This window comes from Achromobacter marplatensis (assembly GCF_002209535.1).
In the GTDB taxonomy this organism is placed as follows: domain Bacteria; phylum Pseudomonadota; class Gammaproteobacteria; order Burkholderiales; family Burkholderiaceae_B; genus Achromobacter; species Achromobacter marplatensis.
The window spans coordinates 340,184-363,964 of record NZ_NJIG01000005.1 but is presented as its reverse complement, the minus strand read 5'-3'; the positions used below and the strand labels follow the sequence as shown (position 1 = coordinate 363,964).

Here is a 23,781-nt window from a genome sequence, read left to right as displayed (position 1 = left end):
GAGACTACTGCAATGAAGAAGAAAACCTTTGCTTCTGCCCCCTTTGCTTCGCTGCTGGGCCTGGGCCGCGCTCGTAGCGCCCGCGCCGAGCAAGACGACGAGGACGACAAGGACAAGCTCGACGACGAACGCAAGCAGCGGGAGGACGAGTCGGACGACGACTATGCCAAGCGCATGGAAGAACTCGACCGCGAAGACGACGAACGCGACGACGTGCTGGAAAACGGGGAAGACCCGGATGCCGAATCCGAAGACGACGGCGACGACAAGGAAAAGGACCAGTCCAAGAAGGCGGCGCGGGCAGCTGAACGGGCACGCTGCGCCCGGATCGTCGCCCACGGTCTGCGGCTGGGCGTGGTCCGCCAGGCCGCCGTCTTCGCCTTCGACACCGGGATGTCGTCCAAGGCCGCCGTGGCTGCGCTGGACGCCGGCCGGGCGGACCAAACGCCGCCGGCACATCGCGGCTTGTCGGAGCGCATGCAAGCTACGACCGTTCCCAATCCGGGTTCGGGTGGTGGTGGCGGTCAAATGACCCTCGCCCAGAAGATCGTCGCGGCGGGCAAGAAGCGCCGCGGCGAGGCTTAATCCCCGCAATTCAGCCATTCAGGAGCAATACTCATGACGCTTCCCGTCAATCCCGTGGGGAACAGTCCCCAACAGCCCGGCATCCGGGCAGATGTCTTCGTCCCCGATCAACTGATTGCGGGCGGTCTGCAGATCGTTTCGCAGCCCATCATCCTCGCCGCTGGCAAGCTGCCGCGTGGTGCCGTGTTGGGCATGATCGCGAGCAGCACCGCGGTCGCCAATCCCGCCGGCGCCAATACCGGTAATGGCACCATCGGTGCGGTTACTGTCGGCGCCGACGCCAAGCTGGGGAATTACCAACTGACGGCCACCGGCGCCACCACGTTCAAGGTGGTGGACCCGGAAGGGGCCGCGCTCGCCAATGCGACGGTCGGCACGGCGTACACGCTGGGTGGCCTGGGATTCACCATCGCCGCTGGCGCCACGGCGTTTGTGGCCGGCGATTCGTTCGTGATCGATGTCAACGATGCGGTTGGCCAGTTTGTTCTTTCGGTGAAGGGGGCGACCGACGGCAGCCAGGTCCCCTCGGCCATTCTGGCGGATTATTCGGATGCCACGGCCGGCCCGGTCAACGCCGGTGCATATGTGCAGGTCGAGGTGAACGGCCGCGCGCTGCACTACGACCCGAGCTGGACGCTTCCCGCGCTGACCGCCGCCCTGCGCCAGTACGCCATTCACGTCAAGTCATCGGTCTCGGCCGCCGAGCCGACCTAACGCCACGCGCCAGTCACGAGGAATGCCCCGCTAGCGGGGCTTTTTTCTGTCTGGACAAAATTGCACGGAGAGGACGAATGCCTTCCAATTTGATCTACAGCACCATCGACCTGATCCAGGTCGTTCCGAACCTTAAAACCGCGCAGTCCTTCCTGCTGGACCGGTTCTTCCCCAACATCGTGACGTCCGATACCGAAGAGGTCGCCATCGACGTCGACATCGGCAAGCGCCGTATGGCGCCTTTCGTCTCGCCCTTGGTCGAAGGCAAGTTGGTCGAGCAGCGCCGCTTCCAGACCAACAGCTTCAAGCCGGCATACGTCAAGGACAAGCGGGCGCCCGATCTGCTCAAGCCGGTGCGCCGCCTGATCGGTGAACGCGTCGGCGGTGACCTGACGGGCGCCGAGCGCGAGATGGCCAACCTGGAAGCAGAAATGTCCGACCAGGTGGATATCCTGACGCGCCGCCTCGAATGGATGGCCGCCAGTGCGTTGCGTCTGGGGCAGGTGACCATCGAGGGCGAAGGCTTCGAAACCGTGATTGTCGATTTCGGTCGTGCGTCCGACCTGACGGTTGCGCTGACCGCCGGTCGCAAGTGGACAGCCGCCAACATTGCCGCAGGCACGGCTTCGCCGACGAGCGATATCGACGCCTGGGCTACCCGCATCCTCAAGCGTTCCGGTGCGACGGTTTCGGAGCTGGTGTTTACGCCCAGTTCGTGGGCAGGCTTTCAACTCGATCCGAAGCTGAAAGGGGCGACCATTCTGCCGGCGCAGGCGTCGTTTGGTAATGCGATCAATCCGGGAACCGAGGTCAAGCAGGGCGCGGCCTATAAGGGCAAGTGGGGCCAGTTCGACTTGTGGCTCTACAACGACTGGTTTGTGGACGAGAACGACGTCGAGCGGCCGATGCTGTACGACGGTGACCTGGTCATGTCCGGCCCCAACCTGCAAGGCACGCGAGCGTTCGGCATGATCAAGGATCCGGCCTTCAACTACCAATCGTTGCCTTTTGCGCCCAAGACCTGGGTCCAGGAAGACCCGGCGCAGCGCTTCCTGATGATGCAGTCGTCGCCCATCGTCATCCCCAGCCGCGTGAATGCCTGCCTGTCGGCCAACGTCTGCGATCCGGCGGTGGATTGATGAGCGGAGCCACTAACCCGAAGGACAAGGCGCCGGCCGCCCCAAAGCTCGTGACGGCCGTGGTGGCGCACGGGCGGATCCTCCAGGCTGAAGACGGAAAATCGCTGGTGGCCGGCGATGAATTGGAGCTGCCGGCTGACGAGGTCGAGCGGCTGCAGCTGCTCGGCTTCCTGGAAGATCCTGACGCACCCGTGATCCGCCGGGACAACGGCCCGCGCTTCGGTTCGGCCGCTGGCCCGCAGATCCGCCGAGGCTGACATGGTTGATTTTGACCAGGTCAACCAGGCCATCAACGGTGCGTTTGGCGAAGAGCTGGTCTATCAACCCGTGGGCGGCACGCCTAAGCCGGTGCCTGGCGTCTTCACGGATGCCTACAAGACGGCATTCCAAGACGGTCAGGGCGGTGTCGGCTGGGTGACGACTGCGCCTAGCGCGGGCATTCGCCTGGCCGATCTCCCGCGTGCGCCCACGAAGGATGACCGCATCACCCGCAAGAAGACGGGCGAGACATTCCTTGTCTTCGAACAGCAGCCAGACGGCATGGGCTGGGTCCATCTGAAACTGAAAAAGCTATGACCACGACAAATCAACTGCGCGCTTTGGCGGTGCAGGCGCTGACGAACACGACCGCAGCAGGCTCGCGGGTGTATTCGCCACGCGATCAGGCAACCTGGGATGGCGAGTACCCCGTCGTTTTCGTGAGAACGGACGGTGAGGATGGTGTTTCCTTTGGCCGAAGCGGTGCTCCTGCTTTTACGGTGACTTCGGCGCTGGTTGTCGAGTCAAGGGCAGAGCACCCTGGTGAGTTGGACGACGCCGGCGCAGCTGCCCTGCAGGTCAAGCTGGAAGCCCTGCGGGATCAGATCAAGGCCGCTGTCATCAACTTCCCGCCGCTCATGCAGGAACTCAACCAGTTCTCTTACTTCCGCACTCGCATTACGGCTGGCCCGGATGATGCCGGGCACCACCTGGGGGCGGTGACGGTGGAGTTGGGGCTGGAGTTTGTGCAGGGGCCGGAGGACTTCTTCCCCGTGCCGACCAACCCCTTGGAAGGGGTGGATACGCGAATTCAGATGCCAGACGGCACCGCCATTCCCGGCGTGGATATCGACCTTCCGCAATAGGAGCTTCGTATGTACATCAAACCTCGTTCGGGATTGAAGGTGTTCGATCCGGTACGCAAACAGTTCATGCCCGAAGAGGGCATGCCCGTGGACGAAAACGACCTGTACTGGGCTGCGCGGCTGCGCGACGGCGATGTGGTCAAGGCGGACGCCCGTGGTGTTCAAGCTTCGCCGACCACTGACGTGCTTCCGGCACTGCCCAATAAAGGGGGCAAGTAAATGATCCAGTTTCCCAATATCCCGCAGAATTTGCGGGTTCCACTGTTTTACGCCGATATCGACCCCAGTCGTGCGAACACTGGTCAGATCAACCAGCGAGCGCTGATCATCGGCCAGATCACGAGCGCCGGCACCGCGATTCCCGGCAAGCCGGCAATTTCCCAGGGTTCCAACGAGGCTAAGGTACTGGGCGGCCAGGGTTCGATGCTGGCGCTCATGACCGCGGCGTATCGCGCGCGTGACAGCTTCGGCGAGGTCTGGTATCTGCCGGTGGCTGATGATGCGTCGGCGACCGAGGCCAAGGGCGCGATCAGCTTCACTGCGGCAGCGACGGCCACCGGCGTGCTGTCCCTGTACATCGCGGCATTCTCCGGTTCGCCGGTAATCTCGTTGGTTTGCACGCCGAGCATGACGACCGCGCAACTGGCGACCGCACTGGCTGCGCAAATCAACGCAGTGGCGGACCTGCCGGTCTCGGCGGCGGTGGATGCAGGGACCACCACGAAAGTGAACTTGACGGCCAAGAACAAGGGCCTGGCGAGCAACGACATCGACGTGCGCCTGAACTTCTATGGCGCTCTCAGTGGCGAAGCACTGCCTGCGGGACTGGGTGTCACCATTACCCCGATGTCCGGAGGGCAGGTTAATCCGACGCTGACCACGGCGCTGGCGAACCTGGGAGACATGACCTTCGACTTCATCGCCATGCCGTACAACGATGCGGCGTCGTTGAATTCGGTCAAGGCGTTTCTGTCCACGACGACAGGTCGTTGGAGCTGGTCCCAGGGCCTGTATGGGCACGCTTACGGCGGCTTCCGCGGCACGCTGGGTGAATGCCATACCTTCGGCGCCACCCGCAACGACGAGCATGTGTCCATCATGGGGTTCAACAATTCGCCGACGCCGTCGTGGATCCTGGCCGCCGATCTGACGGCGGCGGCGGCGATATCGTGCCGAGCAGATCCGGCCCAGCCGATGCAGACGGTTGCGCTGGCGAGTTTCCTGCCGCCGCCGCTGGAATCGCGGTTCCAACTGACCGACCGCAACACGCTGCTCTACACGGGCATCAGCACCTTCACCGTGGCGGACGACGGTACGGTGGCAATCGAAAACCTCATCACGACGTACCAGCTGAACGCGTTTGGACAGCCGGACAACAGCTATCTGGAGGTCGAGACGATGAACACGTTGGCGGCGGTGCTGCGGCGCCTGAAGCTGGTTGTTACGTCCAAGTACGCCCGCAAGAAGCTGGCAGCAAACGGCACGCGCCCGGCGCCCGGCTCCAACATCGTGACGCCGAGCACCATCCGTGCGGACCTGACAGCGGACTATCAGTCCATGCAGGACGACAGCGGCTGGGTGCAGGGTGCAGATGTGTTCGCCAAAGGTCTGATCGTGGAGCAGAACCGTACCAATCCCAACCGGGTGGACGTGCTGTATCCGGCGATTCTGATCAATCAGCTACGCATCTTCGCCCTGCTCATGCAGTTCAGCAACATCGTGCCGGCCAGCGAGGCCGCCAGCGCGTAAGTACGCGCGGTAGTGGCATTGCGCCGCCCTCGGGCGGCGTGTTCATTTATAGGAGCCGATTATGGCGAATCTGTTGGCCGGCACCGCCCAAATCACGGTGGACGGCAATTCCTACATGCTGGAGGGGGCGGCGAAGTACAGCCCGTCCACTGTCACTCGCACCAGCCTCGTGGGCCAGGACGGGTATCACGGGGTCAAGGAGATGCCCGTCGCTGGCTCGATTTCCTTCACCGCCCGCGATGCTGGGGATCTGACGGTTTACGACTTCAACCGTATGCGTAATGCGACGGTGGTGCTGCAACTCGCCAACGGCAAGACCGTGGTGGGCCGCAGCATGGCCTGCGTTGATGCGCAGGAAGTCGACACTACCGAAGCCACCTTCGATGTCAAGTTCGAAGGTCCCCTCGTCTCCGAACAGACTGCGAACTGACATGCCCAAGAAAGAAATTCCTGAAGAACTGACCATCACCCTGCGCAAGGCCATCACGCTGGGCCAGGGGAATGACGCAGAAACCTTCACCGAAATGGTCTTGCGCGAACCGGTGGTGGAAGAGGTCCTCGCATTCAACAAGGAAAACGCCAAGGATTCTGGCGACGCCCTTCGTAAGATGATCGCCAAGGTCTCCACGCTGCCGCTAGCGGTCATCAACCGCATAGGCGCGCGAGATTTCATCAAGGCGGCCAACTACCTGACTTCGTTCATGGCCGAGGAAGAAGTCGGCGACGAGGCCGTCGACGGCGTCGAGGGCGACACTGCGGGAAAGTAGTCCGGCCAGTGCCAGACTGGGGACTGATCGCTGCGGCAACGGCGAAATTTTATGCCTGGCCGCCGCGAGAGGTCCTCGGCCTGCGGTTGAGCGAACTGCGGTGGTGGTACGACATGGCAGAACGCCTGGAGGCACAAAATGGCCAATGAACTAGCTTTCCGCATATCTGCGATTGATAACGCGTCGAAGGTGGGGGATAAGGTCGGAAATTCGTTCTCACGAATCGGTGACCGCGCCACACGCATGTCGACGCGCCTGACGAGCATCGGCAAAACTGGCGTCACTGCGTTGGGCAAGATCACCACCAGCCTGAACTCGATTTCTCAAGGGGCGCGCACCGCGGCCGACCGCATCTCGTCGATCATTCCCGGCATGTCGGCGCTGGTCGGACTGGCCGGCGCCGCTGGGGTAGGGGCGCTGGCGCAACGGTGGGGCGACCTCGGCACCAGTCTTCAGAGGACATCGCGGCAACTCGGCATGTCCACAAGCCGGCTGCAGGCGTGGCATTACGCGGCCAAGCGAGCCGGTGTGACGGCGGAGCAGTTCGACCAAAGCATGCTGTCGTCGCAAAACACCATCCGAGAGGCGGCGTTCGGAGCCAACCCGCAGGCAATGATGCTCATGAGTCGCCTTGGCGTGCGGATATCGCGTGGCAAGGATGGACAGATCGACTATGAGCGAACCCAGCAAGACATCTTGTCCGCGCTTGGGAAAGTCAAGAACCCTGCCGGCCAACGAACGGCAGCCGACGCTCTCGGTATGGGGGCGTTGCTCCCCATGATCCAGCGCGGGACATTCGACGCAGATCGAAGCGAAGCCGGCCGCAAGGGCTACGTATTCGGCGACGAGGCAATTCAACGGGCCACGGCGTTCAATGACAAGGTCAACGACCTCAAGAGCAGCACGGGGGCACTGGCGAACACTATTGGGGACAAGCTCATTCCTGTGTTGACCCCTATGGTCGAGAAGCTAACCGCCTGGCTCGATGAGAACCGCGTGAACATTGCGGACCGGCTGGCCGACGCGGTGGGCAAGTTGACTACGTGGATTACCAGTGTCGACTGGGGGGCCTGGTACGACCGCGTGAACAAGATTGCCGACGCATTCGGCGGGTGGGGCAATGTGCTGGCAGGGATCGTCGGCATCAAGTTTGTCGCCACCCTGGCCGAGTGGGGGCTTGCCGTCGGGGCATTCGTTGCCAGCCTAACGGCTGCCGAGGCCGCGGCGGCTGCGCTTAAGGCGACTGCAGGCGGTACGGCTGCCGCAGGTGCCGCGGGCGCAGCTGGGGCGGGGGCGGCGGCTGCGCGTGCGCCATGGCTCGCCCGATTCCTGAACCCGTATGCCGTTGGCGCCGGCGCGTTGTTCTACAGCAAGGATCTGAATGGCGGCGAGGCCGCGGTGCTGGAAAGTGCGCGTCGGGCGCAGGGCAAGAGCTACCTGACGCCGGGAGAGTATTCCCCCGGGGGCACGACCGATCCGAAGATTTTGGATATCGCCCAGAAGTTCATGGGTATGGGGTGGACCAAGGAGCAGGCCTCGGGTATCGCCGCGAACATTCTGCAGGAGTCTGGCGGGAACCCCTTCAGCGTCGGGGATGGTGGCAAGGCATATGGGATCGGCCAGTGGCACCCAGACCGTCAAGAGGACTTCAAGCGAGTGTTCAAGCGCGATATTCGCGATTCCACGCTGGACGACCAGTTGAAGTTCTTCGATTGGGAACTGCGCAACGGGCCAGGCCAGCAGCGTGTTGCTGGTGACCTTTTGTCGAGGGCGACCGACGCCAATCGTGCCGCCGCCATCGTGTCCCAGTACCACGAGCGTCCAAAAGACGTAGAGGGGGAAAAGTACAAGCGCGGAATCATGGCGGACCGGATCTTCGGAGCCATGACAGGGGGCGCAGCGGCTTCCGGCCAAGCGGGCAACGTTGCGACGGGAGCGGCCGTGGGTGCGCCTGGAATGGGCAATGGTCCAGGGTTTGATGGCCTGAAGGATGCGCTGGATGCATCTCTGCAAAAGCTGACGTTGCAAGTCAACGTCTCGGCGCCGCCTGGAACTCGCGTTGACGCAACCAGTGGTGATGGCGCAGGAATGTCGGCCCGCGTGAACTATTCAATGGGCCTGGGAGCCATGCCATGAAAATCTCTGACGTTGTAAAGGTCGCGGGCAGTATTGGCGGCGTGGCAAACGCCGTCAGCGACCTCCTTGGACCTGGCGCCGGTAGCTGGGAGGCTTCGCTGCAGCAAGCGTCATACGGTGGCGTTCCGTTCGGCGTGAACGGGGCGCGCCTGCACGCCGGACGGCGCCAGGCCGTCCATGTCTACCCATATCGGGACGAGGTGTGGGCCGAGGATCAGGGGAAGCTGCCCAGGCAGTTCCGGATCCACGGCTTTCTCATCGAGGACAGCGCCATATACGGTGGTGGGGGCGTGGTCGGTCAGCGGGAAGCCTTCCTGACGGTCTGCGAGACGGCCGGCCCGAAGACATTGGTACATCCGACGTTGGGGAATGTCGCGAACGTGGTGTGCCTGGATCTGGAACTGGAAGAGCGTAAAGATCTGGGTCGCGTCTTCGAGTTCACGATGGCTCTTATCGTCAGCGGTGAACGGAAGTATCCGCAGGCCGGCGAATCGACGGGTGATCAAGTGACCAAGGCTGCGGACGCAGTCCGCAAGGGCAGCCTACTGGATATGGCCCGGAAGGTTGCGGTGGCAATCAAGCAGGGGGCGGCGGTTGTCCGCCAGGCGGTCAATACTGCCTTGCGCTACTACCAGACGGCCGTCGGCATTGTGAATAGCGTTCGCCGGGTCTTCAATGCGGTGTCCAGCCTAAGGGGTAACTTCGGGCGGCTGTTCGGAGGTGGCAATTCTGGCTTTTTGACGTCCAACCGCAAGGCGTCTGGTGGCGCTTCGGCTGCTGATCTGTTGGCCGCCAACGTGGCTGCCAGTGCGGCTGTGGTTGCTGCCGGCGCGGCCTTACAACGGGCAGCGGCCAACATAAGCGACACCACAGCATACGGTGATGCGGCGAATGCGTTTGTGCAGTCGGTAGCTGCAACTGCCGTAGATCCTGCTGACGGCATGGCGATGCTGGGCCGTCTGGCGACCTTCCAGCCTGTAGGCGAGTCGACCGAGTCGCCAATCGGGCAAGCCATCAAGACGGCGAATGTGGCGTGCTCGGCTCACCTTCGCCGCGTAGCAATTGCTGCGCTGGCGCAGTCTGCGGTCGATTATCAGCCGTACTCGCAGGAGGATGCCACCAGGGTGCAGACGGACGTGGTTGGGATCCTTGATTCCGAGATATTGATCGCGGGAGATACCGGGGACGACACCAGTTATGAAGCGCTTCGGCAGCTTCGAAAGGCGGTTGTCGCCGATTTGCAGTCGCGGGGCGGCGACCTGGCTGAGATGGGGGTGTTTTCCTTCAATGCCTCCCAGCCTTCACTGGTGCTGGCGAATCGAATATATCGAGATCCAGCTCGGGCTGGCGAACTGGTGCGCCAAGTCAACCCTATTCATCCGGCATTCATGCCACCCGCTTTTGAGGCATTGTCGAAATGACAGGTGACGATCTGACGTTGCGCATTTCCACGTCTACTCGCGTGGGAAACGGCTTTGAGCTTTCCAACACAAGGCTCCTCGGCGGTTGGCAAGAGGTGCGCTTTACGAGAGGGGTGGAGCGCTGTCCCTCAGACTTCCTGGTGAAGATGACCGATCGCTATCCCATCGCCACACGGCCAGATATGCAGGTGCAGCCTGGGGATTACTGCGAAGTCTTCCTGGGAGACGATCGAGTATCCACCGGCTGGGTCGACCGCTTTGTGCCGGCATTCAACGACGGCCAGCATTCCGTCACGCTGATCGGGCGAGGAAAGTGCCAGGACATCGTGGATTGCGCCGCCGTGTTCGACGGCTTTCAGCTCACCAATGCCACAGCGCTGTACATCGCCCAGACGCTATGCGCGCCGTTCGGTATCAAGGCCAGTTTGGCCGAGGGGACGAACCAAGGGGCACCGATCGAACAGGTGGTGATTATTGCAGGAGAAAGTGCTTACGACGTCTTGGAGCGGGTTTGCCGGTATCGGGGAATGCTGCTGTACGACACCCCATCCGGCGACCTGATGTTGTCAGGAATCGGGCTTGAGACTGCTGCTAGCGGGTTTCAGGAGGGGGTGAATGTCGGCTCGGCCGTTGCGTCGTACTCCATGGATCAGAAGTTCAGCGATTACTACGCGATCTATCAAGGTCTGGACCAATTCAGCGATGTCGGTGGCGCGCCCAACCAGATTGCCCATCTGGTAGATGCGAGTGTGCCTCGGTATCGGCCCAGGGTTGTTCTTTCGGAGAACCTGCTGGGCGGCAGCATGGTGGCAGAGGACCGTGCGAAGTGGGAAATGTCCAGAAGGCAGGGGCGGTCGTTCTATGTCCGTCTGAATACCGATTCTTGGCGGGACTCCGCGGGGGCGCTCTATACCCCCAACACGATGGCCCCGCTTGTCCTGCCCTCGCTAAAGCTAGGATCGGTGGCCGCGCCGGCGCCCTGGCTGATCGCCGAGACTACATACAACCGCGGCCGCGCCGGTACGACCTGCGACGTTGTGCTGATGCCGCCGCAAGCGTTCTACCAGCAGCCGTTCATCTGGGCGCAATTTGCGCCCGATCAAGTGGTGGGGTGATATGGAGCAAGCAATTGAGCGGCTGTGGCGCAGGCTTCAGATGATGGTTGGGCGTGGTGTTGTCACGTCCGTGGATGATAGGGGCCCGGTGCAGATGATGCAGGTGCGAGCCAGCGGACTGGAAGTGGCCGATAGACGAGTGCGGCCCCAGGAATTCGGCCTTTCCTCTTACCCGCCCCTCGGATCTGATGCCGCATTGGTATCGGTGTCGGGCGACCGCTCATCCACGATCGTTGTGGGTGTCAATCATCAGGAGAGCCGACCCCGTGATCTGAAGCCGGGTGAGACCAAGCTCTATAGCCAGGATGGCAAGTATGTCTACCTGACCGATGATGGCGGCATCGTCGTCGAGGCCCAGGGCCAAGACGTTGTGGTGAACAACGCTAAGAACGTGACATGGACCTTGAGTGGCAAGCTAACTATCGTTGCGCCAGGCGGGGTCGAGCTGCATGCACCCATGGTGAAGTCGACTGGTGACATGCAGGACAACTTTCAGTCAAACGATCGCACCATGAAAGGCATGCGCGAAGTATTTAACGATCACCATCATCCTGTACGCAATGTGCAGTCCGGTGGCTCGACTGTGACGTCCGATAGGCCTGGGGAGCCGCAATGAGCGATATTCGAATTGTTTGGGATGACGCGGTTGCGCACGGTGACTGGCTGCTTCGACCTCTGTCGAGTAGTACTGAACACGTCGTCGTTTCCGAGCCTGCTGTCTTTGGCACTGGGGATGGAGTGCGAACGCAGTTTCAGCTTAGCAAGCCTCCCGTCATCGATCTGGCGGAAAAAATATTCCGGAACGACTGGCAGGGCAATCGGCGGCTGTACCCGACACCGCGCACGAATCTGTTTCGATACAGCAACGACTTCTCCAATGCCGCTTGGGGAAATGCAACTGCCATTCGGACAACTGGATATCCCGCACCTGACGGTTCGGACAACGGGACATTAATAACGGTCCAACACGCCAACAGCTGCGCCATTTTCCAGTCCGTCGTACTGCCAGAGGCTCAAAGTGCCTTCAGCCTCTATGTCGCGCCGGGGAGCTCCAGCACCTTAACTCTGCGTTACGTAAGCTTCGACACAAACATAATCGTGACTTTCAACCTTGCGACAGGTGGAGTTAGCAATCCGCTCATCGGCAAGATCGAGGCGTCTCAAGGCGGGTGGTACAGATGCTCGATCGCGCCTGCGATGACGGGGGCGGATCTCGACGGGCAGCTGTATGCGTATCTGGCCACCAATGCCGGCACGCAGTTTACTGCTGACATCGGCAACACCATGCGGGTGTTCGGTGCGCAGGTCGAAGTAGGGCTTGCGCCTACACCGTACATCCCCACAGGCAATGCTGCTGTGACGGTTACGGACTATTCCGCCTCTGCCACCGGCCTGATCACCATGGGGCAAGTCCCCGCTATCGGCGCGGCCCTGACCTGGACCGGCAGCTATTCAAAGCCTATATCCGTAGGAACAGGCGATCTTGAGTCGGGCGCGGACCTCGCAACAGCGATGCTTCTCAGCATTTTCACCGACGCGATGGCGGCATCTGACGACGTCATTCCAGATGGAACGGGCGACCCTCGGGGATGGTGGGGTGATCAGTTCGACCCCGATGAACCGCTCGGCAGCAAGCTCTGGCTTCTGCACCGTGAAAAGCAGACCAGGACGACGCTGAATCGCGCATACGACTATTTGGTCGAAGCGTTGAAGTGGCTGGTCGATGACGGGGTTGTGGCTCGCTTTGAAATCACCGTGGAGTGGGTCCGAGAGTCTTTTCTTGGCGCCCAGATCATTGCCTATTCGCCTGACGGTACTTCCCTACATACAGGGAAGTACCTGTGGGCCTGGAACGGAATCAACTGATATGCCTTTTTCTCGTCCTACGCTGTCAGAACTGAGGAATCAGGTTCTGGCAGATATCAACGCGACCCTTGATGGGGCGAACGCACTACTGCGCAAGGCGGTCTTGCGCGTGCTGGGGGTGGCCCAAGCAGGACTTGCACATCTGCACTTCGGCTATATCGATTGGATTTCAAAGCAGGCAGTTCCCTGGACCGCGACAGACGAGTACCTCGCGGGCTGGGGGGCGATGAAGAATGTATTTCGGAAGGACGCTGTAGCGGCTGTGGTAACGGCGCAGTTCAGCGGCACAGTTGGAGTTGTCATCAGCGCCGGGATAGAGGTCAAGCGTGCGGACGGAGGCGCCTACACCGTCGGAGAAACGAAGGAGATTGGGCCGGATGGAAAGGCGGTAGTCGTCCTTCGTGCTGTAGCGGCTGGTATTGAGGGCAACTGCCCCGCGGGTACGCCGGTGACCCTGTCCTCAACCATCAGCGGCGTGCAATCCACGGGCACGGTCATGGGGGCAGTCTCAACCGGGGCCGATGTGGAGTCGCAGGACGCATACAGCGAGCGGGTGATCGCGGCATATCAGGAGACGCCACACGGCGGCAATCGGGACGACTACGTTCGTTGGGCGCTCGCAGTGCCCGGGGTCAGTCGCGCCTGGTGTTCGCCCAACGGTATGGGGCCTGGCACCGTGGTCTTGCGGTTCATGCTGGATACAGCGCAGTCCCAACACGGCGGCTTTCCTCAGGGATCCAATGGCGTATCGCAGCACGATCAGGGGCCTGACGGCCTGCCGCGCGACGTGATCGGGACGGGGGACCAGCTGGTGCTGGCCGACGCTCTGATCGGCCTGCAGCCTGTCACGGCGCTCGTGTTCGCATGTGCGCCAGTTGATAACAGCTTGCACTTCAAACTGTCTGGGTTGTCTGGTGCTGGCGCATCAACTCGAAGCGCGATTGCTGCCGCGCTGGCCGATGTGCTGTTCCGAACAGGCGATGCCCGCGGAGGGGCGATCAACCGTAATGACATCGAGGGGGCGATTAACAGCGTCTCGGGCGCTTCAGGTTGGCTTCTGGTCGAGGTCGCCGGCACGGTGAATGGCGTTGTGACCGTGTACCCGGGCAATGTCACGAACGAAATTGGGCAGCTGGCAACGCTTGGTGGGGTCACCTACCTATAAGGGGCGAGGTATGGGTATGAAACTGCGAGCTGGGGACTTCCTCCAGGCATTCATGAGTCTTCTGCCTCGGGGGCGGGTCTGGTCGCGAGATGTCAGCAGCGTCCAAGGCCGTGCGTTGCTCGGCTTGGTGACGGTCTATGAAACCAGCACGGCTCGTGCAAATCAACTACTTGTCGACGCATTCCCTGGGTCGACCTACGAACTGCTTCCCGAGTGGGAGCTGACCATGGGACTGCCCGACCCTTGCGCCGGCCCTGCTCCCACGATCCAAGCTCGCCGGGCGCAGGTAGTTGCGCGGCTTACCGCCACCGGCGGCCAGTCAATCCCGTACTTCATTGGCTTGGCTAGGAGCCTGGGCTACGGGGTGGCGGTGAGGCAATTTATGCCCTCCCGATTTGGAAAGCGATTTGGGACGCACTTCGGGGGAAAGGACTGGGCACATGCATGGGAGGTGGACGCGCCGACCTTTACCGTCAATCGCCTGCATTTCGGCGATTCGTTCGGCGGTCCTTTTTCATACTGGAACAACAACGTTTTGCAATGTGAGTTGCTGGCCGCCAAGCCCGCGCACACCTTGCTCAATTTCTCGTATTTGGAGCAAAGCTGAATGGATCTCTTGATTGCACCCTACACCGTCATCAAGGAGCAGGCCGACACGGCGCCCGCCGCGGGCACACCCGGGTGGGCGACCGATGGCAATCCGGCGACGAACAAGCCCGCGACGCAATGGCCGGCATATGCGTTTAACGCTATGCAGGAAGAGTTGACCGGGGTCATCCAGGGCAGCGGCCTTGTGCTGAATCGCAGCGACAACACATTGCTGTTAAAGGCGATCCAGAAGATGATTGCCGCGGCTCTCGAAAACCGACCGCCGATTTTCTCCATTACGACGCTCCCCGCGCAAGACATCGGCCCGATCATCGTCGCCGAGTGCGAAGAGGTGTGGCGCTGGTCTGCGAGTGCCTATTTCAACGGCTACCGGTCTTCGCTCTGTGGTCGACCTCTGGATGGGCACACGGCGGTTCCGCTGATAAGCGAGGTGGATGCAATTGGTGGGTTGTTGTCGAAGGCGTCATACGCAAGGCTGTGGGGCTACGCCAAAGAGAATGCACTGGTGGTGACCCAGACAGTTTGGGATGCAAACCGTGGTGCTCACTACTTCGTGGACGTCAACAGCACGCAATTTCGGACCCCTGATTTGCGCAACATGTTCCGCCGTTTCTCCGGCACAGATGTTGACTCTGCAAATGCGAGGGCGCTCGGCAGCAAGCAGGCTGATGCCTTGCAACAAATATCCGGTCAATTGCAATTGCGGCCGGATGACACCGGCAGCGCGCCGATCCTCAATACGCCCAGCGGTGCATTCAACGTCGTTACCGCCGCAGGATCGACCGGAGCGGCCCGCATGGTTTCCAATGCATCACCCCTTACTCAAAACACCGTGAGCTTTGATGCGAGCCGGGTCGCTCGCACATCTACGGAGACACGGCCCGCTAACGCTGCTTACCACCCTCGCATCCACGTCTGATAACTAGGAGACTGCCGTATGCAAAAAATCGTATTCCAGACTGACAACGAAGGTCTGCTCTTGTTCCGGTCCGTCGCCAACGAGTTGGACCTGACGCCCGGCGCGTTCAACATCCCCTATGGAGCTTATGAAGACGAGCCGCCGAAGCCGTCTTCGGGTAAGTGGCCGCGTCGAGTGGATGACGCGTGGGTCATGGTGGAAGACTTTCGCACCACGCCGGTGTGGGTGGTGGAGACGGGCGCGTCGTACTCGATCGGCGCCGTGCTTGATGGGGCCGGCGGCAATGTCAGCTACCCCGGTTGGGGGCCGTTGCCGGATTGGCTGACGCAAGTGGAGCCGGTGCCATCCATACCGGCTTGATCGGTGCGCGATGACACAACCCGCTCCGGCGGGATTTTTTTCGTCCATACGGGAGGCAATCATGCGCACCGTCTACAGGAGCAGTGCAACTATGGAACCAGGTTCTACGGGGCTGGGAGGCCTCGCGGCTTTGAAGGTCGCGATGGCGTATGGCGTGCCGGCGGCGGTGGCGGCCATGCTGGGCTTGCTGATCATGCCGCCGCAGTCCGCGCGCGAGTTCACGGTCCGCACGATTTCGACGGTTGCCTGCTCGTTCATGTTCGGTCCGGCACTCGCCGCAGGCGTCATCGCCTGGAAGCCGGGGCTGATGGACGCAATGATCTGGCTGTCGCAACACGGCGCCGGCACCGATGACGCGTTGCTGGCCAAGTTCTATGTGTTGGGGCCGAGCATGCTGCTGGCCGGCTTACCTGCGTGGTGGGTGTTGGGGGCGTATATGCGATGGATGGCAAGCATGCGCCAAAAAGGGCTGCTTGAATGGCTGGCCGAGGTGCGCACGAAGATTCTCGGCGTGCGACCTGGTGGGGAGGGGTGATTGTGGATCTGAAGACGATTACGGACGAGGCGATCACCCCCGCGCTGGCGATGCTGCCGGCCAAGATGGACACGCCGGCCGCGCGCGTGATGCTGCTGGCCATCGGCTTGCAGGAAAGCCGGTTCGAACATCGCCGCCAGCTCGTGGGCAACCCGCCGCGCCCGACCGGCCCGGCCAAGAGTTTCTGGCAAGCGGAGCAGGGCGGGGGCATGGTGCATGGCGTCCGCCTGCACACCGCCACCAGCGCGGCCGCCGCGGCTCTGTATCAAGCGCGCGGCGTTCCGGCCCGTGATGCGGCTGTGTGGGATGCAATCGAGAACGACGATGTTCTGGCCGCTGGCCTGGCGCGTCTGCTTCTATGGAGCGATCCCGGCCGCCTGCCGGCTGTGGGTGACGCGGATGCCGCCTGGGCGCTGTACCTGCGCACCTGGCGCCCCGGCAAGCCGCACCCGCAGACCTGGCCGGACTTCTACCGCCAGGCCGTGGCCGAGGTGGTGCCATGAGCGCGCTGTCGAACGTTGCCACCTTGGCCGGTTGGAAGGGCTACGCCGCGGCTCTGGCGGTGGGCGCCATCGTGGCCGGCGGAGCGGCTTGGAAGGCGCAGAGCTGGCGCTATGGCGCCGAGATTGCGGCAATGCAGGCCGATCGGTCGGCCCTTGTCGCCGAGGCGCAGCGCCATGCGCGCGAGATCCTGGCGCAGCGCGTCGCGGAAGTTGGCCAGATCAACGAACGGAATGCCAAGGCCGAATGGGCCGCTTACGGGGGGATGCGCAATGCGCAAGTTCAGGATGACGGCCTACGGGCTGATGTTGACACTGGGCGCCAGCGGCTGCACGTCGCTGCCACCTGCCCCGCCGCCGGCAGTGGAGTGCCCAAAACCGGAGCCGGCGCCGGCATGGGTGATGGAGCCCGCGCCGAACTTGCTCCCGCTGCTCGATCGGATTATTTCGCCCTCCGGGCTGGGATCCAGCGAATGACAGCGCAGTTAGCAGCATGCCAGGCGCGCAATCGATAAGGCCAACTCTCCGAGGCGAGGCTCAAACAGCGCGCACAAAGAAATAAAGGCCCAGGGTTTGAGGCGGACGGTGATGAATGCTCGGCAAAAGAAAAAGCTCATTGACGCTCCTAGAGTTAACAGTTTTGGTTTTTGTCTTACTGTTAACGCGTCGGTCTATGAGCTTTCGGCGCTTTCTACGGGGCGCCAGTCTCTTACGCAGCTTGCTCGGAGCTAGACCCTCTCCGCGCGTTGGGCCAGCCAGAACCAATGGCTTGGTTTGCTCTCGTGCCTGGAATTGTACGCAATGGGTAGAATGGGCAATCCCATTTAGCGGCTTAGAACAAACAATATGTCCCGTGAGCTGATTCTTTATTGCGACGAGTCTGATATTTCAGGCAAGCATTTCGCGAATTTTTATGGAGGAGTGTTGGTCGAGTCCGCTCACCTTCATGAAGTGATTACGACTCTGCAGGCGGCCAAGAATCGTCTGAATCTGGGGGCTGAAGTCAAATGGCAAAAAATCACCGAGGCCTATGCCGGTAAGTACATGGAGCTGATGGACGAAACCTTTGCGCTAATGCGCGCAGGCAAGCTAAAAATGCGCGTCATGTTCACTCAGAACTATTTCGGAGCCAAGAAACTTACGCCGGCTCAACGGGAAAATAGTTTCTTTCTGCTTTACTATCAGTTTGTCAAACATGCCTTCGGCTTCCGATATTGTGGCGGCGATCTTGGGCCGGCGAAGGTGCGCATTTATTTTGACAAACTTCCGGATACCGATGAAAAGTGCCTCGCATTTAAGGGGTATGTGTCCGGGCTCAATGGCAGCCAAGCATTCCGAGGCGCCGGATTGACGATCGCTGAGGACCAACTAGCTGAGGTAGATTCGAAGGAACATGTGCTTTTGCAGTGCCTCGACGTTGTTCTCGGTGCAATGCAGTTTCGTCTGAACGAAAAGCACAAGGAGAAGCCGGAGGGCGCTCGAGTACGAGGGAAGCGAACTAGGGCAAAAGAGGCTGTTTACAAGCACATCAACGGCCGAATTAGAGAGATGTATCCCAATTTCAACATCGGGATTAGCACTGGTGGGGAGCCAGAGATGCGTTGGCAACATCCGTATCGTCATTGGCTTTTCAAGCCCGCGGAGCTTGAGATTCGGCCCCAATTTGCCAAGCGGAAATAGAAAAGCCCCGCGCCAGCTACATAAGTGTCCCAAGTGGAACTTGGGCGTTCGCTGAACGAAGGGCTAAGCGGAATTTACTCAAAATTGACGAAGCCGTCAACACGTAACTTTGGCCAGACATTGCGTCTGGGCTGAGTTTGGCCAGCGTGATGAGCAAGCGCGCCGCGCTCAATTGTCCGAGTGATCGCATAGCTTCGCAGCCAAATCTGGCCTACTTGAACACTGCGAGTCAGGCACCTTGTTTCTAACGCGGCGCCATCCCCTTGCGCAGCTTGTCCGGCGTTTCCATCATTTCCTGGACGTCCTTGTCTCGCTCGATGACACAGGGTTCTTCCCGCAGCCCTTTCATGAAGTCGTCGTAGAGGCCGCCCGTGATGCCGGCCGGGCGCTTGAAGTCGTCCGACAGTTGGTAGGCGCGCAGCAGGACCGAGCGCAGCCGCTTGACCTCCCATAGCAGGGCGATCACATCGGGGTTCCAGGGCTGACGCTCGCGGATGGTCCGGAGGTCGGCGTGGGTGAGGGGAGGTTTGAACGTCATGGCGGAGAACACTGGTTATATATCCAGTATAGTCCGCCTCGCGCCGCTTCACTTCATCGGGGTGGCGACCAGCTTATCCGCCGGGAAGGGCGCGAGGAATTCTTTGGCGGCGTCAGCGGGCGCGGTCAGCCAATCGCTGTACGCGCCCTCCGGCAGGATGACGACCATGCGCTTTTCCTTGCCGGCCTGGTGATAGTCGCGGAATAGCGTCCTCGGCCTTCTTGTCGGCCCGGTAAAGCGAGCACATGGCGAATGAGCCAGGTCTATATGCCTAGTGCGAAGCCGCGAAACGCCTTCGTTTGTGGTGCTGTCGAATACTCAACTTTGTACCCACGAAACGAAGAGGGTATTCCTCGCACAGGAAAGCCCGATTGAATCCATACCTGCAAAAAGCGGTTTCCCAAAGGGTCTAAGCCCCACGTCACCGTCAACTGGCCGCGAGGCGTGCCGAGCTTCTCGTAAAGTTCTCTGGCAGCGTCCATGGTTTGGTTCTCACACGTTGTGGCCAGCAACAAGAGTCACGTTGAAGCTGACCAAGATAGGCTCGATGGGCATGATCAGCGAAACGATATTGCCCGGCGCCCGGTTGTCGGTATACCCCGCAACTATGATGCCGACTGCGTAGTCAATCCCATCAGGAGCTTCATGTACCACTAGCGACCCAGAGTCGCCCGGTTCGGAGAAGCGGTCTGCCTTACCCACCACTGCAAACATGCGGTCGAAGTACACGGGGCCGCTGAAAGCGTGCTCCGGTGCTTGATAGTTTACACGGTGGGCGCCCACCATTTCGCCCAACACGACGCCCTCTGTAAAGCCGGAGCTTCGGCCGACCTTTTTGACATGCATGCCGCCCATCAGAGGCATGCTGGCAGCCGGCGTGTCGTAACTATTTTGTTGCATCGACGAGATCCGATCCACCGCCACAATCTTAAAAATACTGGCGTCTTGATTGATCAGCGTATCTACAGTGGTTGGATCCCCCATGTTCATCGGAAGCTGGCGCTGGTGGGTGCCAATGGTGAACGGATGTGGCATGTTCGGGCTGACGTCCATTACGCCAGGAGCCAGAATGGGAAGTCCCCCTGGAGCGTAATTGCAACCTCCCGAGACATGATTGTTCGATAGGCCGTAAAGATCGCCTGCGGCATCACGTACCAGACACCCAAGCGTTCCGGCGGCGGCCGCGTTCCCCACAGAAATGGAACTCCCGCACGTATAAAACTGTCCGCCCGCCTGAGCTTGGTGGACTGCGCACGGGTTGGCTGCTTGACCAACTGCTGACGGTGTGACCGGGTCAGGCTGCCCCTGGTGATACTTCAACTGAATGCCGTCACAAGCAGTCGGCAGTGTTAGTACTTGTCGAACTCCTGGTACCGCCCGCTGGAGAAATACCACTATCTCTGGAACAGACACGTTTATTCCAACGGCGCGTATGAGCTTTGCTCGTAGGAGAGATACTGCAGCATCTGTCGCATTTGCGAGTACCGGTGCCTCGTATCCATCGCCTGGATAATAAGCGTCGGTCGAAAGCAAACCCCGCTGGTGAGCCCAAGCGAGAAACTTCATTGCGGATGTCCGCAGTGATGCTTCATTCACTGGCTGCTCGGCCATTTCAGGGTTCACGGGCAGGTCTTCAGCAACTCGTTGATCCATGTGGTCCTCACTTTTGCGTGAGGATTATGCAGGAAGTAAACGATGTGAGGCAAAATGTTACCAATTGGGTGGGTGCAAGCTGACTTTCTCACCGTCGGATTTAAGGATTTCTGGCGTAACTTTTGGCGTAACCAATACCATAATTGCCAGAAGCTCCCTATGAAACATCCCTATGCATCATTGGGGTGTGGCCCGCGTGGGCGTCGGCGGCAGTGTTTTGTGTTGCTGAATTCATGCCCGTGATTGTATCGGGCCGGAGCGGGGGGCAGGGAGAAGGGCGTGGGACTTGTTTGTCCGGGCGCATCGGACGTTGCGGCGGCGCCGTCCCGCTAGCCCAACTTGCCCCCGCAGGATGCCGGCGTCACAATCTTGCGACGTGGCACTGTGACTGCCGCGGGAGCCGCTGATGCAGGAATACCCTTTTGCCGACCCCTTGGATGCGACCGAGCGCGTCGTCATTTCAGGCGGTGGGCACCAAGCCGAATTCGCGCCCGGTGGCGGTGGACGTCTGACCCGCTTGTCGACTGGCGCATTGGATTGGATCGTACCGCTGACGCCAACCCAATGGCCGGCGGGCAAATGGCCGCGGGCAGGGTCGTACCCGTTGGCGCCGTATTCCAACCGCATCCGCGATGGCGTGTTCACCTTCAATGGCGCGCGGCATGCGCTGCAATCCGTGGCGGGCCGCCCGAATGCGATACATGGCGCCGGCCTGTTCCAGGCGTGGCAGGTGCGCAACCTTGCGGCAGACAGCATTGATCTGGTGCTGAGCCAGCCGGCCGGCGTGCTGGGATGGCCCTGGCCGTTCGAATGCGTGCAGCGCTACCGGCTGGACGCGCGTGGGTTGAGCTTGTCCTTGAGCATCACCAACCAGGGCGACACGCCCATGCCTTTCGGTCTGGGCATCCATCCGTACTTCACCGCCGAGCGGGTCACCCTGAATGCGCGGCGGGTGTGGCCGGCCGATGCCGATGGCATACCGACGGGCAGCCGGGTCAAGCATGTGCGCGAGTTGCGCCAGTCGGCCGAAGGGTGCGATACCTATCTGTCGCAATGGGAAGGGCGCGCCACCCTGCACTGGGCGGACGGGCGTGAATTGGCGTTGCACGCGGATCCCGCGTTTGCGCATCTTGTGGTCTATACCGCGCCGGGCTCGGACTTTCTGTGCGTGGAGCCGGTCACCAATGTGGCGGATGCCTTCAACCGGGCTGCCGACGGCGATACGCGCACGGGCATGCGGACGCTGGAGCCGGGAGCCCGGTTCAGCGCCACCTGTCTGCTGGGCCTGACCCTGCCGCGCGGCCAGCGCTGAACCCTGCGGCGTCAGAACGCAGTGCTTGGAAAGCGCCGGTACCTCCGGCGATAATCCGGGCAAATCCAACCCAGGAGTCCCTACGTGAAAAAGCTCAGCACCGAACAATTGCAGGCCGCAGCCGAGACGTTGCGCCGGGTGCAAGAGAAGCTGGCCCGCTCGGGCAGCCTGCCGCTTGAGCCCACCATCTATGCCAGCGCGAAGGGTTTCCGGCGCAATGTGCCCGACTACCTCTGGAGCTGGTTGTCGGGCCTGCTGGCGCCGCACAAGAGCCTGGCGTCGTGGATGGACACGCATCAGGCCGGCTGGCGCGACGGCAAGACGCCAGCCGCGGTGGTCTACGCGCGCACGGAAAAGGGCTGGTTCGATTGGCTGATCACGGAACTCGACACCGAGATCAATGATCCGCACGCCCGCGCCAAGCGGGAAGGGCGCGGCTAGCCTACCCTTCAGCGTTGAGCACGCCCGGCGCGTATCCGCGCGTACAGGTGGACGGCGGTTTCCAATACAGCTGCCGCCAGCAGGGCCGCCAGCATGGAGCTGAAGACCAGCGAATCCCACAGACGGGGAGGGCCGACGCGAAACTGGATGGTGTCGAACACCATGCCCGCAGCCACGCCGGCGACGATGACGGCCTTCCAGCCCTGTAGCGGAGCCAGCCGAAGCATCAACAGGGTAAACGCGACCATTCCCCACAGGAGCGGCTCTAGCGTTTGATCGATCAAATGGGCAAGCAGGGGAAGCTCCCGGTAATTTTCGTGCGGAACAGTCCGCCCGCGTTTTTACCGCTTTCCGGCCTGAATGGCGAGGGGCCCCGCCCGGGAACGGGCGGAGCCCCTGGGATGCCCCGCAAAAGGCCCGGTTCAGAACCCTTCCAGCACCACCTTGCCCTGCGCCTTGCCGCTTTCGATGAACGCGTGGGCGCGGCGCAGGTTGGCGGCGTTGATCGTGCCGTAGTGCTCGCCCAGCGTCGTGCGCAGGGTGCCGTTATCGATCAGGCGGGCCGCCTGGTTCAGCAGTTCGTGCTGGGCGATCATGTCGGGCGTGTTGTGCAGGGGGCGCGCGAACATGAATTCCCAATGCAGCGACGCGGATTTGCCTTTCAGCAAGCGGACGTCGATGGCGGCCGGGTCGTCGATCAGCGCGATCTTGCCCTGCGGGGCGATTGCTGCCGCCATCTGCGGAAAGTGCTTGTCGGTCTGGTTCAGGCCGGCGATATAGCTGACCTGATCGAAACCGATGCGCTTGAGCTCTTCGGTCAGGGGCTTGCTGTGGTCGATGACATGGTGAGCGCCCAGCTCGCGCACCCACGCTTGCGTTTCGGGCCGTGAGGCCGTGCCGATCACCGTCAGGCCGGTCAGCTGGCGCGCCAACTGCACCAGGATCGACCCCACGCCGCCGGCCGCGCCGATGACAAGCAGGGTTCGCTGGCTGGGCGCAGCGTTGTCCAGCACGCGCAGGCGGTCGAACAGCAGCTCCCAGGCGGTGATCGTCGTCAACGGCAGGGCTGCGGCCTGGGCGAAGTCCAGGGTGTCGGGCATGCGGCCGACGATGCGCTCGTCGACCACATGGCGTTCGCTATTGGCGCCCGGCCGGTTCAGAGCGCCCGCATACCAGACACGGTCGCCGGGTTTGAACAGGCTGGTCTTGGCGCCCACGGCGCGTACGATGCCGGCGGCGTCCCAACCGATGACCTCGGCTTGGCCGTCCTTCGGCGCGCGGTTGGCCCGGATTTTCACATCTACCGGGTTGACGGAAATGGCGTGCACGTCGACCAGCAGGTCATGGTCGCCGGGCACGGGTTCGTCAAGCGTGATGTCTTGAAGGGCGTCGGCGTGGTCGGCGGGCAGGTTCTTGAAATAGGCGATGGCTTTCATGGGGCGGCTCGGTGTGG

The 23,781-nt window shown here is 61.5% G+C and carries 30 protein-coding genes; 25 read left to right on the top strand and 5 right to left on the bottom strand.

Going from position 1 to position 23,781, the window contains the following annotated elements:
* The first annotated feature begins 12 nt into the window (after positions 1 to 12).
* The 23 genes from CEY09_RS14520 (at position 13) to CEY09_RS14410 (ending at position 18,384) form a co-directional block, all read left to right on the top strand.
* Entirely contained in the window at positions 13 to 585 is a 573-nt protein-coding gene (locus CEY09_RS14520) for a hypothetical protein (protein ID WP_088589142.1), read from the top strand.
* A 33-nt stretch (positions 586 to 618) separates the two neighbouring features.
* Positions 619 to 1,299 carry a head decoration protein gene (locus CEY09_RS14515; protein ID WP_088589141.1) on the top strand — a complete coding sequence of 227 codons (681 nt, stop codon included), beginning with the start codon at positions 619 to 621 and terminating at the stop codon, positions 1,297 to 1,299.
* Between the two features lie 77 nt (positions 1,300 to 1,376).
* A complete protein-coding gene (locus tag CEY09_RS14510) occupies positions 1,377 to 2,438 on the top strand; it encodes a major capsid protein (RefSeq protein ID WP_088589140.1) in 1,062 nt (353 codons plus the stop codon).
* Positions 2,438 to 2,695 carry a hypothetical protein gene (locus CEY09_RS14505; protein WP_088589139.1) on the top strand — a complete coding sequence of 86 codons (258 nt, stop codon included), beginning with the start codon at positions 2,438 to 2,440 and terminating at the stop codon, positions 2,693 to 2,695. Before CEY09_RS14510 ends, CEY09_RS14505 begins: the two co-directional genes overlap by 1 nt.
* Position 2,696: 1 nt before the next feature.
* Positions 2,697 to 3,014: a head-tail joining protein gene (locus CEY09_RS14500; RefSeq protein ID WP_088589138.1), complete on the top strand. Its 318-nt coding sequence runs from the start codon at positions 2,697 to 2,699 to the stop codon at positions 3,012 to 3,014.
* Positions 3,011 to 3,562, top strand: a complete 552-nt coding sequence (locus CEY09_RS14495; protein WP_088589137.1) for an ATP-binding protein — start codon at positions 3,011 to 3,013, stop codon at positions 3,560 to 3,562. Before CEY09_RS14500 ends, CEY09_RS14495 begins: the two co-directional genes overlap by 4 nt.
* A gap of 9 nt (positions 3,563 to 3,571) precedes the next feature.
* A complete protein-coding gene (locus CEY09_RS14490) occupies positions 3,572 to 3,781 on the top strand; it encodes a DUF2635 domain-containing protein (protein ID WP_088589136.1) in 210 nt (69 codons plus the stop codon).
* Positions 3,782 to 5,311, top strand: coding sequence for a phage tail sheath subtilisin-like domain-containing protein (locus CEY09_RS14485; protein ID WP_088589135.1), 1,530 nt, complete (start codon positions 3,782 to 3,784; stop codon positions 5,309 to 5,311).
* A gap of 61 nt (positions 5,312 to 5,372) precedes the next feature.
* Entirely contained in the window at positions 5,373 to 5,741 is a 369-nt protein-coding gene (locus CEY09_RS14480) for a phage tail tube protein (RefSeq protein WP_088589134.1), read from the top strand.
* 1 nt (position 5,742) lies between these two features.
* Positions 5,743 to 6,078, top strand: coding sequence for a phage tail assembly protein (locus tag CEY09_RS14475; protein ID WP_158218670.1), 336 nt, complete (start codon positions 5,743 to 5,745; stop codon positions 6,076 to 6,078).
* Positions 6,079 to 6,216: 138 nt separating this feature from the next.
* A complete protein-coding gene (locus tag CEY09_RS14470) occupies positions 6,217 to 8,214 on the top strand; it encodes a phage tail tip lysozyme (RefSeq protein WP_088589132.1) in 1,998 nt (665 codons plus the stop codon).
* Positions 8,211 to 9,635, top strand: a complete 1,425-nt coding sequence (locus CEY09_RS14465) for a DNA circularization protein (protein ID WP_088589131.1) — start codon at positions 8,211 to 8,213, stop codon at positions 9,633 to 9,635. The genes CEY09_RS14470 and CEY09_RS14465 overlap by 4 nt, the downstream gene beginning before the upstream one ends.
* The gene (locus CEY09_RS14460) at positions 9,632 to 10,750 is read left to right on the top strand and encodes a phage baseplate assembly protein (protein ID WP_088589130.1); all 1,119 of its coding nucleotides are present in this window, start codon (positions 9,632 to 9,634) and stop codon (positions 10,748 to 10,750) included. The genes CEY09_RS14465 and CEY09_RS14460 overlap by 4 nt, the downstream gene beginning before the upstream one ends.
* Before the next feature lies 1 nt (position 10,751).
* Positions 10,752 to 11,366 carry a phage baseplate assembly protein V gene (locus CEY09_RS14455; RefSeq protein WP_088589129.1) on the top strand — a complete coding sequence of 205 codons (615 nt, stop codon included), beginning with the start codon at positions 10,752 to 10,754 and terminating at the stop codon, positions 11,364 to 11,366.
* Positions 11,363 to 12,616, top strand: coding sequence for a phage GP46 family protein (locus CEY09_RS32510; protein WP_234818304.1), 1,254 nt, complete (start codon positions 11,363 to 11,365; stop codon positions 12,614 to 12,616). The genes CEY09_RS14455 and CEY09_RS32510 overlap by 4 nt, the downstream gene beginning before the upstream one ends.
* Position 12,617: 1 nt before the next feature.
* Positions 12,618 to 13,781 carry a baseplate J/gp47 family protein gene (locus tag CEY09_RS14445; RefSeq protein ID WP_088589128.1) on the top strand — a complete coding sequence of 388 codons (1,164 nt, stop codon included), beginning with the start codon at positions 12,618 to 12,620 and terminating at the stop codon, positions 13,779 to 13,781.
* Positions 13,782 to 13,791: 10 nt separating this feature from the next.
* Positions 13,792 to 14,388, top strand: coding sequence for a YmfQ family protein (locus tag CEY09_RS14440; RefSeq protein WP_175216739.1), 597 nt, complete (start codon positions 13,792 to 13,794; stop codon positions 14,386 to 14,388).
* Positions 14,389 to 15,309 (top strand): phage tail protein, encoded by a 921-nt coding sequence (locus CEY09_RS14435; protein WP_234818303.1) that lies wholly within the window; start codon positions 14,389 to 14,391, stop codon positions 15,307 to 15,309. It begins immediately after the preceding gene.
* Between the two features lie 18 nt (positions 15,310 to 15,327).
* Positions 15,328 to 15,669, top strand: coding sequence for a phage tail protein (locus CEY09_RS14430; protein ID WP_088589127.1), 342 nt, complete (start codon positions 15,328 to 15,330; stop codon positions 15,667 to 15,669).
* 91 nt (positions 15,670 to 15,760) lie between these two features.
* Entirely contained in the window at positions 15,761 to 16,204 is a 444-nt protein-coding gene (locus CEY09_RS14425; RefSeq protein ID WP_088589126.1) for a hypothetical protein, read from the top strand.
* 2 nt (positions 16,205 to 16,206) lie between these two features.
* Complete coding sequence (locus tag CEY09_RS14420) at positions 16,207 to 16,707, top strand: hypothetical protein (RefSeq protein ID WP_167390078.1); 501 nt, start codon at positions 16,207 to 16,209, stop codon at positions 16,705 to 16,707.
* The gene (locus tag CEY09_RS32390; RefSeq protein ID WP_088589125.1) at positions 16,704 to 17,219 is read left to right on the top strand and encodes a lysis system i-spanin subunit Rz; all 516 of its coding nucleotides are present in this window, start codon (positions 16,704 to 16,706) and stop codon (positions 17,217 to 17,219) included. The genes CEY09_RS14420 and CEY09_RS32390 overlap by 4 nt, the downstream gene beginning before the upstream one ends.
* Positions 17,220 to 17,550: 331 nt before the next feature.
* Positions 17,551 to 18,384, top strand: coding sequence for a DUF3800 domain-containing protein (locus tag CEY09_RS14410; RefSeq protein ID WP_088589124.1), 834 nt, complete (start codon positions 17,551 to 17,553; stop codon positions 18,382 to 18,384).
* Between the two features lie 244 nt (positions 18,385 to 18,628).
* On the opposite strand, the gene CEY09_RS14405 is transcribed toward CEY09_RS14410, so the two are convergent.
* From CEY09_RS14405 to CEY09_RS31930, 3 genes are all read right to left on the bottom strand, one after another.
* Positions 18,629 to 18,922, bottom strand: coding sequence for a hypothetical protein (locus CEY09_RS14405; RefSeq protein ID WP_088589123.1), 294 nt, complete (start codon positions 18,920 to 18,922; stop codon positions 18,629 to 18,631).
* 48 nt (positions 18,923 to 18,970) lie between these two features.
* Complete coding sequence (locus CEY09_RS32505) at positions 18,971 to 19,090, bottom strand: SOS response-associated peptidase (RefSeq protein WP_234818302.1); 120 nt, start codon at positions 19,088 to 19,090, stop codon at positions 18,971 to 18,973.
* A 324-nt stretch (positions 19,091 to 19,414) separates the two neighbouring features.
* The gene (locus tag CEY09_RS31930) at positions 19,415 to 20,575 is read right to left on the bottom strand and encodes a Nal1-like putative serine protease (protein WP_127185210.1); all 1,161 of its coding nucleotides are present in this window, start codon (positions 20,573 to 20,575) and stop codon (positions 19,415 to 19,417) included.
* A gap of 406 nt (positions 20,576 to 20,981) precedes the next feature.
* Here CEY09_RS31930 and CEY09_RS14390 point away from each other — a divergent pair, with 406 nt between their 5' ends.
* Both CEY09_RS14390 and CEY09_RS14385 read left to right on the top strand, forming a co-directional pair.
* Positions 20,982 to 21,887, top strand: coding sequence for an aldose 1-epimerase (locus tag CEY09_RS14390; RefSeq protein ID WP_088589121.1), 906 nt, complete (start codon positions 20,982 to 20,984; stop codon positions 21,885 to 21,887).
* Positions 21,888 to 21,971: 84 nt separating this feature from the next.
* Positions 21,972 to 22,328 carry a hypothetical protein gene (locus CEY09_RS14385; protein ID WP_088589120.1) on the top strand — a complete coding sequence of 119 codons (357 nt, stop codon included), beginning with the start codon at positions 21,972 to 21,974 and terminating at the stop codon, positions 22,326 to 22,328.
* A gap of 8 nt (positions 22,329 to 22,336) precedes the next feature.
* Here CEY09_RS14385 and CEY09_RS14380 read toward each other — a convergent pair whose 3' ends face one another.
* Together CEY09_RS14380 and CEY09_RS14375 are read right to left on the bottom strand one after the other, a co-directional pair.
* Positions 22,337 to 22,576, bottom strand: a complete 240-nt coding sequence (locus CEY09_RS14380) for a hypothetical protein (RefSeq protein WP_088589119.1) — start codon at positions 22,574 to 22,576, stop codon at positions 22,337 to 22,339.
* A 174-nt stretch (positions 22,577 to 22,750) separates the two neighbouring features.
* Positions 22,751 to 23,764, bottom strand: coding sequence for a zinc-binding alcohol dehydrogenase family protein (locus CEY09_RS14375; RefSeq protein WP_088589118.1), 1,014 nt, complete (start codon positions 23,762 to 23,764; stop codon positions 22,751 to 22,753).
* Positions 23,765 to 23,781: the final 17 nt, after the last annotated feature.

What these genes read in the sequence shown, in the direction of transcription:
- CEY09_RS14520 (WP_088589142.1), top strand. Translation starts at nt 13, where the DNA reads ATGAAGAAGAAAACCTTTGCTTCTGCCCCCTTTGCTTCGCTGCTGGGC.
- CEY09_RS31930 (WP_127185210.1), bottom strand. Translation starts at nt 20,575, where the DNA reads ATGGATCAACGAGTTGCTGAAGACCTGCCCGTGAACCCTGAAATGGCC.
- CEY09_RS14425 (WP_088589126.1), top strand. Translation starts at nt 15,761, where the DNA reads ATGGAACCAGGTTCTACGGGGCTGGGAGGCCTCGCGGCTTTGAAGGTC.
- CEY09_RS14390 (WP_088589121.1), top strand. Translation starts at nt 20,982, where the DNA reads ATGCAGGAATACCCTTTTGCCGACCCCTTGGATGCGACCGAGCGCGTC.
- CEY09_RS14405 (WP_088589123.1), bottom strand. Translation starts at nt 18,922, where the DNA reads ATGACGTTCAAACCTCCCCTCACCCACGCCGACCTCCGGACCATCCGC.
- CEY09_RS14460 (WP_088589130.1), top strand. Translation starts at nt 9,632, where the DNA reads ATGACAGGTGACGATCTGACGTTGCGCATTTCCACGTCTACTCGCGTG.
- CEY09_RS32390 (WP_088589125.1), top strand. Translation starts at nt 16,704, where the DNA reads ATGAGCGCGCTGTCGAACGTTGCCACCTTGGCCGGTTGGAAGGGCTAC.
- CEY09_RS14430 (WP_088589127.1), top strand. Translation starts at nt 15,328, where the DNA reads ATGCAAAAAATCGTATTCCAGACTGACAACGAAGGTCTGCTCTTGTTC.
- CEY09_RS14375 (WP_088589118.1), bottom strand. Translation starts at nt 23,764, where the DNA reads ATGAAAGCCATCGCCTATTTCAAGAACCTGCCCGCCGACCACGCCGAC.
- CEY09_RS14505 (WP_088589139.1), top strand. Translation starts at nt 2,438, where the DNA reads ATGAGCGGAGCCACTAACCCGAAGGACAAGGCGCCGGCCGCCCCAAAG.
- CEY09_RS14465 (WP_088589131.1), top strand. Translation starts at nt 8,211, where the DNA reads ATGAAAATCTCTGACGTTGTAAAGGTCGCGGGCAGTATTGGCGGCGTG.
- CEY09_RS14480 (WP_088589134.1), top strand. Translation starts at nt 5,373, where the DNA reads ATGGCGAATCTGTTGGCCGGCACCGCCCAAATCACGGTGGACGGCAAT.
- CEY09_RS14445 (WP_088589128.1), top strand. Translation starts at nt 12,618, where the DNA reads ATGCCTTTTTCTCGTCCTACGCTGTCAGAACTGAGGAATCAGGTTCTG.
- CEY09_RS14470 (WP_088589132.1), top strand. Translation starts at nt 6,217, where the DNA reads ATGGCCAATGAACTAGCTTTCCGCATATCTGCGATTGATAACGCGTCG.
- CEY09_RS14475 (WP_158218670.1), top strand. Translation starts at nt 5,743, where the DNA reads ATGCCCAAGAAAGAAATTCCTGAAGAACTGACCATCACCCTGCGCAAG.
- CEY09_RS14380 (WP_088589119.1), bottom strand. Translation starts at nt 22,576, where the DNA reads ATGGTCGCGTTTACCCTGTTGATGCTTCGGCTGGCTCCGCTACAGGGC.
- CEY09_RS14515 (WP_088589141.1), top strand. Translation starts at nt 619, where the DNA reads ATGACGCTTCCCGTCAATCCCGTGGGGAACAGTCCCCAACAGCCCGGC.
- CEY09_RS14485 (WP_088589135.1), top strand. Translation starts at nt 3,782, where the DNA reads ATGATCCAGTTTCCCAATATCCCGCAGAATTTGCGGGTTCCACTGTTT.
- CEY09_RS14510 (WP_088589140.1), top strand. Translation starts at nt 1,377, where the DNA reads ATGCCTTCCAATTTGATCTACAGCACCATCGACCTGATCCAGGTCGTT.
- CEY09_RS14435 (WP_234818303.1), top strand. Translation starts at nt 14,389, where the DNA reads ATGGATCTCTTGATTGCACCCTACACCGTCATCAAGGAGCAGGCCGAC.
- CEY09_RS14455 (WP_088589129.1), top strand. Translation starts at nt 10,752, where the DNA reads ATGGAGCAAGCAATTGAGCGGCTGTGGCGCAGGCTTCAGATGATGGTT.
- CEY09_RS14500 (WP_088589138.1), top strand. Translation starts at nt 2,697, where the DNA reads ATGGTTGATTTTGACCAGGTCAACCAGGCCATCAACGGTGCGTTTGGC.
- CEY09_RS14490 (WP_088589136.1), top strand. Translation starts at nt 3,572, where the DNA reads ATGTACATCAAACCTCGTTCGGGATTGAAGGTGTTCGATCCGGTACGC.
- CEY09_RS32510 (WP_234818304.1), top strand. Translation starts at nt 11,363, where the DNA reads ATGAGCGATATTCGAATTGTTTGGGATGACGCGGTTGCGCACGGTGAC.
- CEY09_RS14410 (WP_088589124.1), top strand. Translation starts at nt 17,551, where the DNA reads ATGTCCCGTGAGCTGATTCTTTATTGCGACGAGTCTGATATTTCAGGC.
- CEY09_RS32505 (WP_234818302.1), bottom strand. Translation starts at nt 19,090, where the DNA reads ATGGTCGTCATCCTGCCGGAGGGCGCGTACAGCGATTGGCTGACCGCG.
- CEY09_RS14495 (WP_088589137.1), top strand. Translation starts at nt 3,011, where the DNA reads ATGACCACGACAAATCAACTGCGCGCTTTGGCGGTGCAGGCGCTGACG.
- CEY09_RS14440 (WP_175216739.1), top strand. Translation starts at nt 13,792, where the DNA reads ATGGGTATGAAACTGCGAGCTGGGGACTTCCTCCAGGCATTCATGAGT.